Raw genomic sequence first — 16,542 nt, forward strand, 5'->3', positions numbered from 1 at the left:
AGCCCGGCCGCAGCGAGGCCCGGCGCCAGTGCGGTCAGGAGATCGTGCGTCACGGCGCCGAGGCCTGTTCGCCGAACACGACGCGGCCGGTGCGTCCCACGGCGCAGACCTGTCCGGTGCCGAGATCAGGCACGGAAACCGTGACCCGGTAGGGTTCCTTGCTCAGGGCGGCAGGTTCGATCGCGAGATTCGCCGCCGCAGTGGCACGGCCGGTCAGGTTGACGACCTTCCCTTGCAGGTCACTGCCGCCATCGGCCGGCACGAAGCGGGCGGAGCTGCCGACCGAAAGGCGGTTATAGACGGACTCCGTGACATTCGCCGTCACGACCGCCGTCGAGCAATCGATCAACCGGGCGAGATCCTGGCCGACACGAACCTGCTCGCCGGGAGAGACCATCGCCTCCCAGATGCGTCCGGTCACCGGAAGCGTCATGGCGACGTCCGACTGGGCCTGATAGCGCGCACGCGTCGTGGCGAGCGCGGCTTCCAGCTGTTTCGTTTCCGCGTCGAGGCCAGCCAGTTCCGAGCTGAGATCGGCGATGCGCTGGCGCATCTCGTCGCCGCGCTGCACCGAGCTCGGCCGGTCGTTGTAGCTGTCGCCGAGGAATATCCGGTTGCGCGCCGCTGCAAGCTCGACGGTCGCGGCCGTGAGCCGATGGCGCGTCGAGGTTTCGGTCCCCTTCGCGATCGTGACTTCGCGCGACAGGCGGTCGAATTCCGCAGCCGTGACGTTCCCGGTCCGCGCCAATGTCTCGGCCCGGGCATAGGCAGCCGTCGCCTCCTCGCGCCTGGCGACGGCGACGGTGATTTGGCTTTCGAGCTCGGCCGCGCGAGCGGTCAACTGCTCGATCCTGCCCAGCCTGAACGCCTCGGCCTGCCGGTCGAGATCGGCCTCGGCGGTCTGCGCGCTGGCGAGCTTGCTGCTCAACGTCGCCCGCTGGCTCGCCAGCCTGCCAAGGGTCTGCTCCAACTCGTCGAGCCGGCCGCGATCCGCTCGCGGATTGACGATGCGGAGCAAGGTCGAGCCTTGCGCAAGAGCATCGGACGCAGCCAGGTCCGTCGTCGATGCGACGACCTCACCCGCGATGGGCGAGCGCAGCGTCATGAGCCGTGCATTGACGACGGCCTCGACGCTGGAGGTCTGAAGCAGCGTGCGCAACGGCACCAGCCCAAAAACGGCGACAACGGCCGCCCCCAGCAGAACCTTGCCCGCCCGCCGGACGCCAGGCGTCAGCAAAGACCGCCTGGCCGGTTGCGGTGCCATGCTTCCGGCCTCCGGCTTGGGCTCGCCGCTGTCGACATATCGTTTCAGCCTGCTCTGCAGGGCGCGCGCGTCCTGAGGTTCCGGGCCGTTGGCAGAGGTGGCTGGAGAAACAGCCTCGCGAACCGCAGCCGAAACCGAAACCTGATCCGGCTTCGCGTCGCTCGTTTCAAAGCCGACTGATTTCTCGGATTCCAGAGCTTTAGGCGGCATTTGCTTCGTCCCGGTTATCGAAAGGACGATTGGGCAGAGCACTTTCCTAAAGCTTAAGTCCGGGTCGTTCGCCAAGCGAACGCAAGAACAGCGGAAATAAAGGATGAAACGGGCGCATCGGAGTCGCTGAACTTGTCATTCATTTTGCACGGGCCGCCGAGCGCGCTCAGGCTCCTCAGCCACTCGTCGGTATCCAAGAAGCCGGACATCTCATCGTGAAGTCGCAGGATAAAGGGGTGACATGCCCCCCCCGATCTTGAGGGGAGCATGATTTCCAATCGTGCCGGCCCTGTCGACCGTGGCGCGACTGGGCCGACAGCTGATCGCTCGCGGCTACGAAGCGTTGCCTATGAACGGCAGCGTTCTCAACTCCTCAGTCGTTGTGCGGCCGCGTGAGCGGGACGACCGACAGGGCCTCTATTTGCCAATCAATCGCACTTGCAAAGCATGCAGGCTTCGGGTTAGCAATGAGGCGCTTTTGCAATTCATTATCAATAAGGAAGCCTCATGGCCCTTGGTTCGCGCAGGTCGGCTCTCATCGGTTTGCTGGGCGCCGCTTTCGTCGTCGCATGCGGCTCGGCGCCCGCTGCGGCGCAGGAGAAATTCAAGGCCGTTACGACCTTCACGGTGATCGCCGATATCGCGCGCAACGTCGCCGGCGACGTCGCCGTGGTCGAGTCGATCACCAAGCCGGGCGCCGAGATCCACAACTACCAGCCGACGCCGGGCGACATTCAGCGTGCGCAGGGCGCGCAGCTCATCCTCTGGAACGGCCTCAATCTCGAATTGTGGTTCGAGAAATTCTTCCGGAACCTCAGGAATGTCCCGAGCGTGGTCGTCTCGCAGGGCGTCGAGCCGATGGGGATCAGCGAGGGTCCTTACAAGGGCAAGCCCAACCCGCATGCCTGGATGTCGCCGGCAGTGGCGCTGATCTATGTCGACAACATCCGCGACGCCTTCGCCAAGCACGACCCGAAGAACGCCGAGGCCTACAAGGCCAATGCCGAGGCTTACAAGGCCCGCATCAAGGCGGTCATCGAGCCGATCAAGGCGGAGCTCGCCTCCGTCCCGGCGGAGAAGCGCTGGCTCGTCTCCAGCGAGGGCGCCTTCTCCTATCTGGCGCGCGATTTCGGATTGAAGGAGCTCTATCTCTGGCCCATCAATGCTGATCAGCAAGGCACGCCGCAGCAGGTCCGGAAGGTCATCGATGCTGTCAGGAAGAACAAGATCACCGTGGTCTTCTCCGAGAGCACGATCTCCGAGAAGCCGGCCCAGCAGGTCGCGCGCGAAACCGGCGCCAACTATGGCGGCGTGCTCTACGTGGATTCGCTGAGCGAGACGGACGGCCCGGTCCCGACTTATATCGATCTGCTCAAGGTCACGGCGGACACGATCGCGAAGGGCCTGACGCGGTGAACGCTCCCGTCGACGATCGCTCGCTTCCGCCCGTTGTTGAGCAGGGTGCGGGCATCGCGGTGACCGATGCGACGGTGACCTATCGCAACGGCCATACCGCTCTCAGGGATGCGAGTTTCCGCATCCCGACAGGCACGATCGCTGCGCTCGTCGGCGTCAACGGCTCCGGCAAGTCGACGCTGTTCAAGGCGATCATGGGTTTCGTGCGCCTTGCGAAGGGCGACATCCGCATCCTCGGCATGACGGTGCACGAGGCGCTGCGCCGCAACCTCATCGCCTATGTGCCGCAGGCCGAAGAGGTCGACTGGACCTTCCCCGTCCTGGTCGAGGATGTCGTGATGATGGGCCGCTACGGCCATATGGGCATGATGCGCATCGCGAAGGCTGCCGATCACGAGGCTGTCGCCACGGCGCTCGAGCGCGTCGACATGGGCGCCTTTCGCAAGCGCCAGATCGGGGAGCTCTCGGGCGGACAGAAGAAGCGCGTCTTCCTCGCGCGTGCGCTCGCCCAGGACAGCCGGGTCATTCTGCTCGACGAGCCCTTCACCGGGGTCGACGTCAAGACCGAGGATCAGATCATCGCCTTGCTGCGCGAGCTCAGGGCCGAGGGCCGGGTCATGCTGGTCTCCACGCATAATCTCGGCTCGGTGCCGGAGTTCTGCGACCGCACCATCCTGATCAAGGGAACGGTGCTGACCCATGGCCCGACGGCGGAGACCTTCACGCAGGAAAACCTGCAGCGCGCCTTCGGCGGCGTTCTGCGTCATTTCGTGCTGAACGAGCCCGGCCGCGGCGGGCAGGCGCCGGTCGGCGTGTTCACCGACGACGAGCGACCACTGATCCTGCGCGAAGGCAAGGCATCCCGCCGGGAGGCCGAGGCAGCCGACGGAGAGCGGGAATGACCGCCATCCTGCTGGAGCCCTTCGCCTATGGCTACATGCGCAATGCGATGTGGGTCTCGGCCCTCGTCGGCGGCGTCTGCGCTTTCCTGTCCTGCTATCTGATGCTGAAGGGCTGGTCGCTGATCGGCGACGCGCTCTCGCATGCGATCGTGCCGGGCGTGGCCGGCGCCTATATGCTGGGGTTGCCCTTCTCGGTCGGCGCCTTCTTCTCCGGCGGGCTCGCGGCCGGCGCGATGCTCTTCCTGAACCAGCGAACCCGGCTGAAGGAAGACGCGATCATCGGCCTGATCTTCTCCAGCTTCTTCGGGCTCGGCCTGTTCATGGTGTCGCTGTCGCCGACCTCGGTGAACATCCAGACGATCGTGCTCGGCAACGTGCTCGCCATCACCCCGGCCGATACGATCCAGCTTGCGGCCATCGGCTTCGTCTCGCTTGCCATCCTGCTCGTCAAATGGAAGGACCTGATGGTCACCTTCTTCGACGAGAGCCATGCGCGCTCGATCGGCCTCAACCCGACGGCGCTGAAGCTGATGTTCTTCACCCTGCTCTCGGCCTCGACGGTCGCGGCGCTGCAAACGGTCGGCGCCTTCCTCGTCATCTGCATGGTGGTGACGCCCGGCGCCACCGCCTATCTGCTGACCGACCGCTTCCCGCGGCTCCTGATGATCGCGGTCGCGATCGGCGCGCTGACGAGCTTCACCGGCGCCTATGTCAGCTATTTTCTCGACGGCGCCACCGGCGGCATCATTGTCGTGCTGCAGACGGCGATCTTCCTCACCGCCTTCTTCCTCGCGCCCAAGCACGGCCTGTTGGCCGCCCGCCGCCGCGCCGCCTGCGAGCTGGAGGCTGGCTGATGATCCTGATCGAGACGCTGCTGTCGCCCTTCCGCTTCGACTTCATGATCAACGCGCTGGTGATCTCGGCGATCGTCGCCGTGCCGATGGCGCTCCTGTCCTGCTTCCTGGTGCTCAAGGGCTGGTCGCTGATGGGCGATGCGATCAGCCATGCCGTGTTTCCCGGCGTGGTGCTCGCCTATATCCTCGGCTTTCCCTATGCCATCGGCGCTTTCGTGGCGGGCATGATCTGCGCCACCGCCACCGGCTTCCTAAAGGACAACAGCCGGATCAAGCAGGACACCGTGATGGGCGTGGTCTTCTCGGGCATGTTCGGGCTCGGCCTCGTGCTCTATGTGAAGATCCAGTCCGACGTGCATCTCGACCATATCCTCTTCGGCGACATGCTCGGCGTGTCCGGGGCGGATATTGCCGGAGCGGCAGCGATCGCCGCGTTCACGGCGGCAGTGATCGCCGTCAAGTGGAAGGATTTCCTGCTGCACGCCTTCGACCCGGCGCAGGCACAGGCGGTCGGCCTGCGGGTCAAGCTGCTGCATTACGGCCTGCTCGGGCTGATCTCGCTGACGATCGTCGGCGCGCTGCAGGCCGTCGGCATCATCCTCGCCATCGCCATGCTGATCGCGCCCGGCGCCATCGCCTTCCTGCTGACCCGCCGCTTCGCCACGATGCTCTTGGCATCGGTCGCCATCGCCGTGAGCGGCTCGTTGCTGGGCGTCTATCTCTCGTTCTTCCTCGACAGCGCGCCGGCGCCGACGATCGTGCTTTTACTGTCGCTCGTCTTCGTCATGGCGCTTCTGCATGCAAGCCGGAGAGAACCGGCAATGTCAGCGTAGCCGCCGCTTCCGCGCTTTTGCGTATCAGGCCCGGGCCTTCGCGGCTGGCGCCTGCTGCCCGTCGAAGAAGCGCTCGCAGGCTTCGGCGACGCGCGCGACGGAGGCGTCGTCAACATCGAGATGGGTCACCCAGCGCAACGTGCCGTAGCGCCCGCTGACGGCGATGCCACGCTCGCGCAGGAATGCGGCGAAGGCTGCGGTATCGAGCGCCTTCGGCGCCATGAACACCATGTTCGTGCGCGCCGGTCCCGCGCCGAGCTCGGGGAAACGTCCCAATACCTCGGCGAGCGCCGCTGCCCGCCGGTGGTCCTCGCCGAGCCTGGCGACGTTATGCTCCAGCGCGTAGATCGCCGCTGCCGCGATCACGCCGGTCTGGCGCATGCCACCGCCCAGCATCTTCCGGATGCGGCGGGCTTTTTCGATGAACGCCTTCGGCCCGACGAGGATCGAGCCGACCGGCGCTCCCAGGCCCTTGGACAGGCAGAGGGACACCGTGTCGAACTGTCCGGCGATCCAGGCGGCGTCCCGGTTGCTGGCCGCGGCCGCGTTCATCAGGCGGGCGCCGTCGAGATGGGTCGCAAGGCCGCGTGAGCGGGCGAGCCCGGTGGCGGCTTCCAGATAGGAATCGGGCAGGACGAGGCCGTTGAAGGTGTTCTCCAGCGCCAAGAGCCGCGTCATCGCGAAATGGAAATCGTTCGGCTTGATCGCGTTGGCGATGGCGTCGAGTGCGATCGTGCCATCCGGCTCGTTGGGGAGGGGTTGCGGCTGGATCGACCCGAGCACGGCCGCGCCGCCGCCCTCCAATCGATAAGTATGGGCCATCTGGCCAACGATGTATTCCTCGCCGCGCTCGCAATGGGCCATCAGACCCGCGAGATTGGCCTGCGTGCCGGTGGGGAAGAAGAGCGCCGCTTCCTTGCCGAGCCGCTCGGCGGTCATCGCTTCCAGCCGCTTGGTCGTCGGGCAATCGTCATAGACGGCATCGCCGACCTCGGCCGCGGCCATGGCGGCGCGCATCCCTTCGCCGGGGCGCGTCACCGTATCCGAGCGGAAGTCATCCACGATCATCGATCCGATCCTTGCAGGCTATGCGTTCAACCTACCCAACGCGCGCCCAGCTCATCATGCAAAAATCGAAGGGGAGGGCTCAGCATTCCGGCAGGTTGACGGCGAGCCCCCCGAGGCTGGTTTCCTTGAAGCGCTCGTTCATGGCTTCGCCGGTCTGGCGCATCGCCTCGATGCAATTGTCCAGCGGCATGAAATGCGAGCCGTCGCCGCGCAGCGCCAGCGACGCGGCCGCCACCGCCTTGATCGCACCGATGCCGTTGCGCTCGATGCAGGGTACCTGAACCAGCCCCGCCGCGGGGTCGCAGGTCATGCCGAGATGGTGCTCCAGCGCGATCTCGGCGGCGTTCTCGATCTGGGCGGGCGAGCCGCCGAGAACGGCGCAGAGCCCGGCCGCAGCCATCGCGGCGGCGGAACCGACCTCGCCCTGGCACCCGGCCTCGGCCCCGGAGATCGAGGCGTTGTGCTTGATCAGCCCACCGATCGCGGCGGCCGTCAGCAGGAAATCGGCGACCTTCCCGGGCTCGGCGCCAACGCAATGGTCGAGATAATAGCGCAGCACCGCCGGAACGACCCCGGCCGCTCCGTTGGTCGGCGAGGTCACGACCCGGCCGCCGGCCGCGTTCTCCTCGTTCACCGCCATCGCATAGACGCTGAGCCAGTCCGTCGAGGCGTGCGGCTGCGCGCGATTGGCCAGCTTCTCGGCGGTCAGTTGCTGGTAAATCCGCGCCGCTCGGCGGCGCACGCGCAGGCCGCCGGGCAATTCACCCTCATAGCTCATGCCGCGTTCGATGCAGTCGTTCATCACCGACCAGAGCCGGGCGAGGCCGCGCTCGACCTCGTCAGGCGACAGCCGATGAACTTCGTTGGCGCGCTTCATCTCCGCGATGGAGAGCCCGCTTTCCCTGGCCATGCGCAGCATCGTCGCCGCATTGGCGAACGGGTAGGGCCAGGAGGCTGCCTCGGTCGCCGCGGCCGGCGCCTCGCGCTCCTGCGCCGTCACCACGAAGCCGCCGCCGATCGAATAATAAGTCTCGGACAGGAGTTCCGTCCCGGCTGAATCACAGGCGCTGAAGACGAGCCCGTTGGCATGGCCGGGCAGGGGAGGCCCGTAGTCGAAGACGATGTCGCTCGCGGGATCGAAGGCCAGCGGCGGCAGGCCGTCATGGCGCAGCAGGTGGCTGCGGCCGAGCTCTTCCAGCTGGCGTTCGGCTGCGTCGAAATCGAAGGCGGCCGGCGTCCAGCCGAGCAGGCCGAGCGCCACGGCCCGATCGGTGGCATGGCCCTTTCCGGTGAAGGCGAGCGAGCCATAGAGCGTCGCCTTCACGGCCGCGGCCCGGTCGCGCGACGGGGCTTGGCGCAGCAGCTCGAGGAAATGCCCTGCCGCGGTCATCGGCCCCATCGTATGCGAGGATGACGGGCCGATGCCGATTTTGAAGACGTCAAATACGCTCAGGAACATGTCCACCCCCCCGCCGAACCCGGCGTGGAGCGCTTCCGCGGCTTGCCAAATGCCGGAGCGCTCCTTGTTGCCGTTTTATCGCTTTTTCTTCAGGCGAACCGCTATCCGCCGCGTTTGAACATGTTCTTGTCCGTTTCGGAGGGAATCTCAAACGGCGATCGCCCTGCCATGCGATGCCATCGCATAGCGGGTGGGCGCGCCGATGGCGATGCGCGGCGCTTGCCGGGCGCGATCGGCGGTACGCCCGGATGCGGGTTGAAGCGGCTCGTCATGCCGTTGCAGATAAAGCGGAGGCCGCCGAGGTTGCGCGTACGGGGCAGCGCGACGGCGCTGCTCCCGCGGTCCGGCCTTTCAGTCCGCAAGCCGAGCAAGCAACCCGGCGATCAGCCGGGTGCGCCGAACCAGGCTGTCCACTTCGATATGCTCTTCCAGCGTGTGATAGCCGGCGCCGAGCAAACCGAGGCCGTCGAGCGAGGGAATACCAGCCGCACCGGTGAAATTGGCGTCGGAGCCGCCACCGGCCGAGGCATGGCCAAGGTCCCAACCGAGTTCCGCGGCGATGCCGCGCGCCTGCCGGTAGAGCGCCATCGTGCCCTCGTCGGGCTCCCAGACCGGGCGGGTTACTCCGCGCTCGACTGTGAAACCGGTGCCGTCGGCTTCTCGCTGTGACAAAGCCAGCATGCGCTCGACGCCACGATCGAGGTCCTGCTGGCGCTTGGCCATGCTGAGCGCCTCGCCCCGACACGATGTCGGCACGCAGTTCACCCACTGGCCGCCCTGGATCACGCCGACCGAGAAGGTGCAGTCGTCATCGGTCATAGCCTCGATGGCGAGCAACTGCCGCGCCATCATGCTGATGGCGGAGCGTCCGTCCTTCAATCGCGAGCCGGCATGGCTCGGCCGGCCCTCGGCCGAGAGGTTGAAGCGGGCGATGGCATAGCGCCCGGTGACGACGCCGTCGCCCGGCTGGCCGGGTTCCGGCACCAGCACATAGCGGTGACGGCGCGCCTCCTCCATGATCAGCTCGCGCGTGCCGGGGCTGCCGATCTCCTCGTCGGAGGTGTAGAGAACCGTGACCGGCAGCGGCGTCGCGACGCCGGCCTTCGCCAGGGCCACGATGGCCTGCAAGCCGGCATAGGCGCCGCCCTTCATGTCGAGAATGCCCGGGCCGTAGCAGCGCGAGCCGTCGCGGCGGAAGGGCAGTTTCGCCAGCGTCCCGACGGGATGCACCGTGTCGAGATGCGACATCACGAGGATGCCGGGCTCACCCTGGCGCGGATGCGGAAAGGCGGCACGCACGCAGTCGCCGAGCCCCTTCGGCCCGGGGATGCGGGTGATCGCAGCGCCGGCAGCCGCCGTATCGGCCGCAGCGAGGTCCATCATCCGGTTGACGGCAGCGGTGTCGAAGGTCGGGCTCTCGCACTCGATCCAGGGGCGCAGGCCTGCGAGCAGGGCCTCTGTGTCGAGCGGCAGGCTGGCGAGGTCCATCGTATCGGCCTCAGGCGGCGGCGCGGGTTTCGACGAGCCGGGCCAGCAGGCTGGCGCCGACTGGCAGGATGCCGTCGTCGAGGACATAGGCCGGGTTGTGCACCGGCACGGTGCCGGCATGGCCCACCCAGGCATAGGCGCCGGGCACGACGCGCAGCATATCGGCGAAATCCTCGCTGCCCATCAATGGCTTGCCGTCGGTCAGCACGCCCTCGGCGCCGACGATCTCGGCGGCGACGGCGAGAACGGCGTCGGTCTGCGCCTCATGATTGACCAGCACGTTGAAGATGTTGCGGATGTCGACCTCGATGGTGACGCCGAAGCTCGCCGCCGTGCCGGCCGCGATCTCGCGCATGCGCTCGCGGACCAGCGCGCCGATCTCGGGCGAGAAGGTCCGGATCGTGCCGGCGAGCACGGCCTCCTCGGGGATCACGTTATAGGCCGAGCCGGCATGGATCTGCGTAATCGAGAGTACGGCGGCCTCGCGCGGGTCGGCGTTACGGCTGACGATGGTCTGCAGCGCATTGGCGAGGCTCATCGCGACCACGATCGGATCGCGCCCCATATGCGGCATCGCGCCGTGGCTGCCGCGGCCGGTGATCTTGATGTCGAAGAAATCGGCGCCGGCCATGGCCGGGCCGGGGAAGATCGAGATCTGGCCGGGATCGAGATCGGGCGAGTTGTGCAAGCCGTAGATCTCGTCGCAGGGAAAACGCTCGAACAGCTTCTCGGCGATCATGCTGCGCGCGCCGCCAAGCCCTTCCTCGGCCGGCTGGAAGACGAAGACCGCCGTGCCCTTGAAGCCGCGATTCTCCGAGAGATAGCGGGCCGCGCCGAGCAGCATGGTCGTGTGCCCGTCATGACCGCAGGCGTGCATCTTGCCCGCGACGGTCGAGCGCCAGGGCAGATTGGTGATTTCCTGGATCGGCAGCGCATCCATGTCGGCACGCAGGCCGATGCGCCGGCCGGGCCCGCCGGTGCCGTGGAGGATGCCGACCAGGCCGGTCTTGCCGATGCCGCGATGAACCTCGATGCCCCACGCGGCGAGCTTCTCCGCAACGATGTTCGAGGTCCTGACCTCCTCGAAGCCGATCTCGGGATGGGCATGGAGATCGCGACGGATGGCGACGAGTTCGTCCGTGAAGGACAGGATCTCAGGCAGGGCGGGCATGACGACTCCAGGGATCGGATGGTTCAGGCGAAGGGCTGGCCGAGGGGCGAGGTGCGCAGGCCCGGACGCAGCCGGCGCCAGGGCAGGGCGGCGGGGTCGACCGGCATCGGCCCCGGCGCGGCGCAGACGAGGATCGTCTCCGCGATCGGTTCAAAATCGGCGCGGAAATGCACCGAGCTCTTGTTGACGAGGATGGCCTGCTCGGTCGGCTCGATGCCGACCTGACGATACATGGCCTGATCGGCCATCTGCGCCTTGCGCGAGCCGACGACGATGCGGACATCGCCGATGCGCAGGCAGGCGCTCGGGCCCAGATTCATGCGCGAGCCCCCGTAGAACGGACCCGGCGCGACAAAACACCCGTCCGACAGCGTCTCGACCAGAAACGCGCCGGTCAGCGGCCGGTCGCCGGGGATGCCCGACTTTGCGCCGAGCGACAGCGAGATCGTCGCGCCTTCGCCAGCGGCATGGGCGGCAGCGGCAGCCGCGGGGTCTACGATGACGCCGATGGCCGCACGCGCGGCGCCTCCCTGCACCAGTGCATGCGCCATGCCCATCGTATCGGAATCGCCGCCGGCGCCGGGGTTGTCCTGAGTGTCGGAGATGACGACCGGCTTCGTCGCGGTCCCGGCGAGCCGCATCGCCTCCGCCACGCCGTCCTCGGGCGAGAAGACCCGGCCCTTGAACGCGGCCTCGCTGGCCATGACCCGGGCAAGGACGGCATCGGCGGCGCGGTCGGCATCGGCCTGCGTCGCGCCATAGGCGAGGACGGTCGCGCCGCAATCGGGGAAATCCGCGGCCGGAAAGCCGGGCAGGAAGGACAGGGTCGGGACCGCCTCGCCTTCGAGCGCGGCCAACTCGGCATAGATGGTGCGGCAGGGCTCCATCGCTGTCGCCTGCCAGGCGATGGGAATGAGGTAGGGAACCTGGCGGAAGGCCTTGGCCGGGCGAGCCCCCGTCTCGAAGAGATGCGCCAAAACCTCGGCGGAGCGGCGGCCGGTCAGCGCCATGTCGACATGGGGGTAGGTGCGGAAGGCGACGAGCGCGTCGGCCATCGCCATCATCAGCGGCGTGACATTGCCGTGCAGGTCGAGGCTCACGACCAGCGGAACATCCGGCCCGACCGCGACGCGGACCCGCCGCAGCAATTCGCCTTCGCCGTCATCGTGATTCTCGGTGACCATGGCGCCGTGCAGGTCGAGATAGACGCCGTCGAGCGGCAGCGCCGCGGCGATGCGCTCCACCAGTTCGCCCGCGAGGGCCTCGAAGGCCTCGGCCGTGACATGGGCGGAGGGGCTGGCCGCGCACCAGAGCGTCGGCACGAGCTCCCAATCCCGGCCGCGGGCACTGTCGACGAAGCCGGCGGCGCTGACATTGACATCCTTCACGGCTGCAAAGATCGCCTCGCCCCGCGCCAGGGGCGGCCAGCCACCGCCTTGCAGGAAGGCTTCCATCCCCGCTTTGCTGGGCGCGAAGGTATTGGTTTCGTGCAGAAAACCACCAAATGCGATGCGGCGTGGCATCCGTTCCCTCCCCGGTTGCTGCCGAGGTAATCACAGGCGGCAGCGCTCTCCAACACGCAAAAGCGCCGGGCCGGCCATGGTGAAATGGCGGGACTGCGCTTGGCTTTGGCTGGTGCTCGGGAAAGGTCCGCGAAACATACAGCGGGCGTGGCCGCGCCTCGGGCGTGAGGTGCGAGGCATGCCAAGGCGACGGGGGTGTCGATGCGCGCCGTCGTTGCTGAGGGCAAAGCGTCTTTTGCCGTTCCCCGAAACGAAAAAACCCCGAGCCTGTCTCAGGGTTCAATCTGATCAATTGAATTGATTGATGATAATGGCGCGCCCGAAAATCTCCGACGCCTGCCTGCCTCCTCGCTGAGCGAGCAAGTTCAGAGGGTTATGCCGGGCGCGAGAGCGCGGCGCAATGGGCTGCGGTCAACCGGGCGAGGCGTTGGCTTCGTGATGGCGGAGACCGCGCTTGAGCGTTGAGCGAAGTTTATTGCCAGGGCGAAGCCGCTTCATGGATAAGTACGGACAGAGCGGATTTGCCGCTCAGGCCCCTGGCGGGGTCGAGTGTTGTGGCGACGCTAAATATACCTGTCGGGCAATTGCCGCCCGACCTTAGTTCGTGCGTGTCGCCAACGATCCTTGACCACTGAACCCGCGAGGTGCCGCCACCCCTCGCGGGTTTTATTTTAGGATCGTTGTTTTTATGTCCATCCATTACCTGAACGCCCTGGCGGGGGCGGGCAAGACGCGTGCCTTGGTGCGCTATGCCGACCGCCTTGCCCGGAAGGGCCTGAAGACCCTCATCGTCCAGCCGACGAAGGACCTCATCGACAACACCGTCGCAGACGAGCTTGAGCAGATCGGACCGAGCTATCCGGTGACACGCTTCCACGGCGGCAGGGGCTCCGGCTTTGTAGTCGGCGCGGTTGTGCAGCACCTGAGGCAAGCCAAGCCCGACCAGGGCGAGATCGTGTTCATCACGCACGAGGCGTTCATCAGGCTGCCTTACGTGCATCGGCCCGACGATTGGGTGCTGCTGTTCGACGAGGTCCCGGCGGTCGATGTGTTCGACCCGTACGAACTCCCCGTCACCCATTCGCTGATCACCAGCCATCTGGTCCTGGACCCGCGTGGTCCGGCCCATGCCCGGTTGAGGTGCCGCGACGACAACGCGGCGAAGGTCATCGGCAAGATTGCCGACAACGAGGATGGCGACGTGCTGCTGGAGAAGCTCCAGCCCCTGGCGCGCCGCCTCGTCTCGGAGCACTGGCAGGTCCATGTCGATCAGAAGCAGTACCGCCGCTTGATCCGGGGCGAGAAGACCGACAGCACCCTCAACACCTACGCGGTGCTGAAGCCGAGCATCTTTGCGGGCTTCAAGCGGGTGATCCTGGCCTCGGCCTGTATCGAGGAGACCATGGCCTATAAGCTGTTCGCGGCCCAGGGCTGCAAGATGCAGCCGGTGGCGGGGCGTCTGCTTCGCGATCTTCGCTATACCCGGCATGAGCACGGGAGCCGGATCACGATCTTCCATGCCTGCGACGAGGCGTGGTCGAAGCGCTTCCGCGACAAGCAGGTCGAGGACGGCGTAGGCGGCGCGATCAAGCTCGGCGACAAGGTCGGGATCGCGGTCCTCGACCAGTTCGGGGACGAGCCCTTCCTCTGGATGGGCAACAAGGACGTGAAGGACAGCTTCTTCGGGGTCGCCGGGGCTCAGCGTTTGCCGAACACGCCGCATGGCCTGAACCAGTATCAGCACTTCCACAACATCGTGGTGATCTCGGCGCTGAACCCGCCGCCGCAGCACTTCCGCTTCCTGGCCGAGTTTGGAATCGATGGCGACGAGGTCCGCACCGCCCACTACCGGACGGCGGTCTATCAGGCGGTGATGCGCTCCTCGATCCGCAACCCGGCGGATCAGACCGCGAAGCGGGTCGTGGTGATGGATCGCGACACCGCCGAATGGCTCGCCGATCTCTTCCCCGGCGCGACCGTCGCGCCGCTGCCCGGTCTCGATGTGGTGCCGCGCAAGGGCAAGGCCGGACGGCCTCGCCAGCACAAGAGCGGCAGCGAGAGGACCAAGTCCTGCCGGGACGAGAAGCACAAAGCCCTTCTCGCCGAACTCGACCGGCTCAACGGGACCGACTTCGCCATGAACGGCTATCCCGATCTCAATCCAGGTGCGTTCGGCTGTAACGATATTGCTTCTATAGAAAGGGATTACGTTACACCGATATCGCCTCTCAGCGGCACGGCCTTCGCGACGATCTACGACAAAACGCCACTCGGCCACATCGACTACCAGGACGACGACGCCTTCGTCGCCGAACTGCGTCGGCTCCACCAGGATGTGGTGGCGAAGGAAGACGCGGGCCTGTTCGCGCCTGCCTGCTTCGATGCAATCCGGTCGGACGAGACCGCGCGCGGGCTCGCCAATGTCACCTATCTGCGCGGCATCTGGCTCGACAATGACGGCGGCGACCTGACCCCGGACGCCTTTGCCGACCTCTTCCCGTACCTGCGCATCGTGGTCTGGAACACGGCGTCTTCGACGCCCGAGAAGCCGCGCTGGCGCGTGTTCATCCCGACCACCTGCGCGATGTCGGTCGAGGTGCACAAGCTGATCATCGCGGAGATCGTCCGGGTCCTGAACAACGCCGGATATTGGGGCAAGCGGAAGCTGGAGACGGACAAGCGCATCAAGGTGCGCCGCTGCCATGGCTTCGACGAGAGCAAGTTCGTCGCGAACTCGCTGTTCTACCTGCCCTGCCGGGCCAAGCATCCGAAGGGGTCGTTTTTTACTGACTTCAGTGTCGATGATCCGGGGCGCGGGCCGCTCTCCGTCCATGACTGGCTCGACCACGTCATCGGCAAGTGGAAGCCGGAGCCCGAGATCAGCCCGATCCTGCCGCTGACCAACTCCTCGATCGTGCTGCCAGACCCTGCGCCGACATCGTCACCACCCACGAAGCTCCAGGTCATGCGCGAGCAGTTGGAGCAGGATCATCGTCAGAGCATGGCCGGACGCCAGGAGGAGAAGGTCATGCGGGCGATGGAGGCGTGGCGTTCGACACCGCCCGGAATGGGCCACCACAACTTCTTCGTCCTGGGCGCGGCGCTCTGGCGGGCCGGGCTCGAACCGCATGAGGTCAGGCTGAAGCTCCAGGAGGCGGTGCTGTTGGCGAACTCGCCACCGAAGAGGCTTCGCGAGATCAGCGGCATCATCAAGAAGCTGGAGAGGTCAGGGACCTTCGGTCGGAGGGGCGCGTGATGCCGACGCTCTATCGGACCTTCAAGGTCAAAGAGGTTTATGCGGAGTGGGAACGCATCGAGGAAGCCCTAAGGCCGATCGGCGTGCCGGTGGATCAGATATGCTTCCTGGAGGAGGCCATCGACTCGCTCGCCTATGGCATGGTCGAGCGCGCGCGTACGCTTGGGATAGAAGCCCATCTTGCCGCGATGCAGCCGGTCGAGATCGCAGACTGGATATGCGAACCGTTCGAGGTCGATGTGTCGTTCCTCTGTCCCGATGAGACCCAGGCCGTCTTGTTCAGGACCATGGTTCTGTGAAGTTCAGCCCGGCCTGGATCGTCCAGGTCGGGCAAGATCGCCGTCTCACATGGTCAGGGTCTTCTGCGTCGTCGCAGGTCATTCCGAAGACCGTCTCGCACAAATCGTTTGCCAGTTTGAGAATGCATGAGACGCTCAGGTCTTAGGGTTGTGTGAGACGGAGCGGCAATGGCGGGGATACTGGTCGGGTATTGCAGGACAAGTTCAGCCGAACAGCAGGCTGGACTTGAGGCACAGGAACGGGACCTGAAGGCGGCTGGCGTCGAGAAGCTGTTCTCCGAACAGGTCTCGTCGGTTGCGAAGCGCGATAGGCTGGAAGCCGCGATCGACTTCTGTCGAGAGGGAGACACCCTGACCGTCACCCGCCCCGACCGGCTCAGTCGCGGCGTCGCCGATCTCCTCGGCATCATCGAGCGTCTGGAGAAGAAGGATGTTGCCCTCCGCATCTTGTCGTTCGGGGGCGGCGTGCTCGACACGTCCAACGCAACATCGAAACTGATCCTGACCGTGCTGGCCGCCACAGCGGCCTGGGAACGCGCGGTCATGCTTGAACGGCAGCTTGAAGGGATCGCCAAGGCCAAGGCCGAGGGCAAGTACAAGGGGCGCGCCCCGACCGCGCGCAGGCAGGCAGAAACAGTCCGGGCTCTCCACGCCGAAGGAGTGAAGGTTGCCGAGATCGTCAGGCAAATCGGGATCAGCCGCGCCAGCGTCTATCGATGCCTGGGCCAGAACTCCGCTGTCACGTAGACGAGTTCTGACCGCGAGTTCTGCGACATCGTCCGCTGCGAAAATCCCCGAC

The 16,542-nt window shown here is 66.2% G+C and carries 13 protein-coding genes; 7 read left to right on the forward strand and 6 right to left on the reverse strand.

Going from position 1 to position 16,542, the window contains the following annotated elements; genetic code table 11:
- Positions 1 to 49: 49 nt before the first annotated feature.
- Positions 50 to 1,264, reverse strand: a complete 1,215-nt coding sequence (locus AC6RIC_RS04520; protein ID WP_499735282.1) for an HlyD family secretion protein — start codon at positions 1,262 to 1,264, stop codon at positions 50 to 52.
- Positions 1,265 to 1,981: 717 nt separating this feature from the next.
- On the opposite strand from AC6RIC_RS04520, the gene AC6RIC_RS04525 reads away from it, so the two are divergent.
- Genes AC6RIC_RS04525 through AC6RIC_RS04540 form a run of 4 tightly spaced genes read left to right on the forward strand, consistent with a single transcriptional unit; the run spans position 1,982 to position 5,479 of the window.
- The gene (locus AC6RIC_RS04525) at positions 1,982 to 2,890 is read left to right on the forward strand and encodes a metal ABC transporter substrate-binding protein (RefSeq protein WP_499735283.1); all 909 of its coding nucleotides are present in this window, start codon (positions 1,982 to 1,984) and stop codon (positions 2,888 to 2,890) included.
- Positions 2,887 to 3,792 carry a manganese/iron ABC transporter ATP-binding protein gene (locus AC6RIC_RS04530; RefSeq protein WP_499735284.1) on the forward strand — a complete coding sequence of 302 codons (906 nt, stop codon included), beginning with the start codon at positions 2,887 to 2,889 and terminating at the stop codon, positions 3,790 to 3,792. Before AC6RIC_RS04525 ends, AC6RIC_RS04530 begins: the two co-directional genes overlap by 4 nt.
- Positions 3,789 to 4,646 carry an iron/manganese ABC transporter permease subunit SitC gene (sitC, locus tag AC6RIC_RS04535; protein WP_499735285.1) on the forward strand — a complete coding sequence of 286 codons (858 nt, stop codon included), beginning with the start codon at positions 3,789 to 3,791 and terminating at the stop codon, positions 4,644 to 4,646. Before AC6RIC_RS04530 ends, sitC begins: the two co-directional genes overlap by 4 nt.
- Positions 4,646 to 5,479 (forward strand): metal ABC transporter permease, encoded by an 834-nt coding sequence (locus tag AC6RIC_RS04540; RefSeq protein WP_499735286.1) that lies wholly within the window; start codon positions 4,646 to 4,648, stop codon positions 5,477 to 5,479. Before sitC ends, AC6RIC_RS04540 begins: the two co-directional genes overlap by 1 nt.
- Before the next feature lie 24 nt (positions 5,480 to 5,503).
- On the opposite strand, the gene ltaE is transcribed toward AC6RIC_RS04540, so the two are convergent.
- From ltaE to AC6RIC_RS04565, 5 genes are all read right to left on the reverse strand, one after another.
- The gene (gene ltaE / locus AC6RIC_RS04545; RefSeq protein ID WP_499735287.1) at positions 5,504 to 6,547 is read right to left on the reverse strand and encodes a low-specificity L-threonine aldolase; all 1,044 of its coding nucleotides are present in this window, start codon (positions 6,545 to 6,547) and stop codon (positions 5,504 to 5,506) included.
- 79 nt (positions 6,548 to 6,626) lie between these two features.
- The gene (locus AC6RIC_RS04550; RefSeq protein WP_499735288.1) at positions 6,627 to 8,006 is read right to left on the reverse strand and encodes an L-serine ammonia-lyase; all 1,380 of its coding nucleotides are present in this window, start codon (positions 8,004 to 8,006) and stop codon (positions 6,627 to 6,629) included.
- A 351-nt stretch (positions 8,007 to 8,357) separates the two neighbouring features.
- Complete coding sequence (locus AC6RIC_RS04555; RefSeq protein ID WP_499735289.1) at positions 8,358 to 9,494, reverse strand: M20/M25/M40 family metallo-hydrolase; 1,137 nt, start codon at positions 9,492 to 9,494, stop codon at positions 8,358 to 8,360.
- 10 nt (positions 9,495 to 9,504) lie between these two features.
- Positions 9,505 to 10,665, reverse strand: coding sequence for a M20 aminoacylase family protein (locus tag AC6RIC_RS04560; RefSeq protein ID WP_488849554.1), 1,161 nt, complete (start codon positions 10,663 to 10,665; stop codon positions 9,505 to 9,507).
- A gap of 23 nt (positions 10,666 to 10,688) precedes the next feature.
- Positions 10,689 to 12,188 carry a M81 family metallopeptidase gene (locus AC6RIC_RS04565; RefSeq protein WP_499735290.1) on the reverse strand — a complete coding sequence of 500 codons (1,500 nt, stop codon included), beginning with the start codon at positions 12,186 to 12,188 and terminating at the stop codon, positions 10,689 to 10,691.
- Between the two features lie 688 nt (positions 12,189 to 12,876).
- Here AC6RIC_RS04565 and AC6RIC_RS04570 point away from each other — a divergent pair.
- The 3 genes from AC6RIC_RS04570 to AC6RIC_RS04580 all read left to right on the forward strand — a co-directional run bounded on the left by AC6RIC_RS04570 (position 12,877) and on the right by AC6RIC_RS04580 (position 16,490).
- Positions 12,877 to 15,444 (forward strand): DEAD/DEAH box helicase family protein, encoded by a 2,568-nt coding sequence (locus AC6RIC_RS04570; protein ID WP_499735291.1) that lies wholly within the window; start codon positions 12,877 to 12,879, stop codon positions 15,442 to 15,444.
- Entirely contained in the window at positions 15,444 to 15,743 is a 300-nt protein-coding gene (locus AC6RIC_RS04575; RefSeq protein ID WP_499735292.1) for a hypothetical protein, read from the forward strand. Before AC6RIC_RS04570 ends, AC6RIC_RS04575 begins: the two co-directional genes overlap by 1 nt.
- Positions 15,744 to 15,911: 168 nt before the next feature.
- Positions 15,912 to 16,490 carry a recombinase family protein gene (locus AC6RIC_RS04580; protein ID WP_499735293.1) on the forward strand — a complete coding sequence of 193 codons (579 nt, stop codon included), beginning with the start codon at positions 15,912 to 15,914 and terminating at the stop codon, positions 16,488 to 16,490.
- Positions 16,491 to 16,542 lie beyond the last annotated feature (52 nt).

Source organism: Allobosea sp. TBD101 (assembly GCF_059817965.1).

What these genes read in the sequence shown, in the direction of transcription:
- AC6RIC_RS04520 (WP_499735282.1), bottom strand. Translation starts at nt 1,264, where the DNA reads ATGGCACCGCAACCGGCCAGGCGGTCTTTGCTGACGCCTGGCGTCCGG.
- AC6RIC_RS04550 (WP_499735288.1), bottom strand. Translation starts at nt 8,006, where the DNA reads ATGTTCCTGAGCGTATTTGACGTCTTCAAAATCGGCATCGGCCCGTCA.
- AC6RIC_RS04560 (WP_488849554.1), bottom strand. Translation starts at nt 10,665, where the DNA reads ATGCCCGCCCTGCCTGAGATCCTGTCCTTCACGGACGAACTCGTCGCC.
- AC6RIC_RS04565 (WP_499735290.1), bottom strand. Translation starts at nt 12,188, where the DNA reads ATGCCACGCCGCATCGCATTTGGTGGTTTTCTGCACGAAACCAATACC.
- AC6RIC_RS04555 (WP_499735289.1), bottom strand. Translation starts at nt 9,494, where the DNA reads ATGGACCTCGCCAGCCTGCCGCTCGACACAGAGGCCCTGCTCGCAGGC.
- sitC (WP_499735285.1), top strand. Translation starts at nt 3,789, where the DNA reads ATGACCGCCATCCTGCTGGAGCCCTTCGCCTATGGCTACATGCGCAAT.
- AC6RIC_RS04575 (WP_499735292.1), top strand. Translation starts at nt 15,444, where the DNA reads ATGCCGACGCTCTATCGGACCTTCAAGGTCAAAGAGGTTTATGCGGAG.
- AC6RIC_RS04580 (WP_499735293.1), top strand. Translation starts at nt 15,912, where the DNA reads ATGGCGGGGATACTGGTCGGGTATTGCAGGACAAGTTCAGCCGAACAG.
- AC6RIC_RS04540 (WP_499735286.1), top strand. Translation starts at nt 4,646, where the DNA reads ATGATCCTGATCGAGACGCTGCTGTCGCCCTTCCGCTTCGACTTCATG.
- AC6RIC_RS04525 (WP_499735283.1), top strand. Translation starts at nt 1,982, where the DNA reads ATGGCCCTTGGTTCGCGCAGGTCGGCTCTCATCGGTTTGCTGGGCGCC.
- ltaE (WP_499735287.1), bottom strand. Translation starts at nt 6,547, where the DNA reads ATGATCGTGGATGACTTCCGCTCGGATACGGTGACGCGCCCCGGCGAA.
- AC6RIC_RS04570 (WP_499735291.1), top strand. Translation starts at nt 12,877, where the DNA reads ATGTCCATCCATTACCTGAACGCCCTGGCGGGGGCGGGCAAGACGCGT.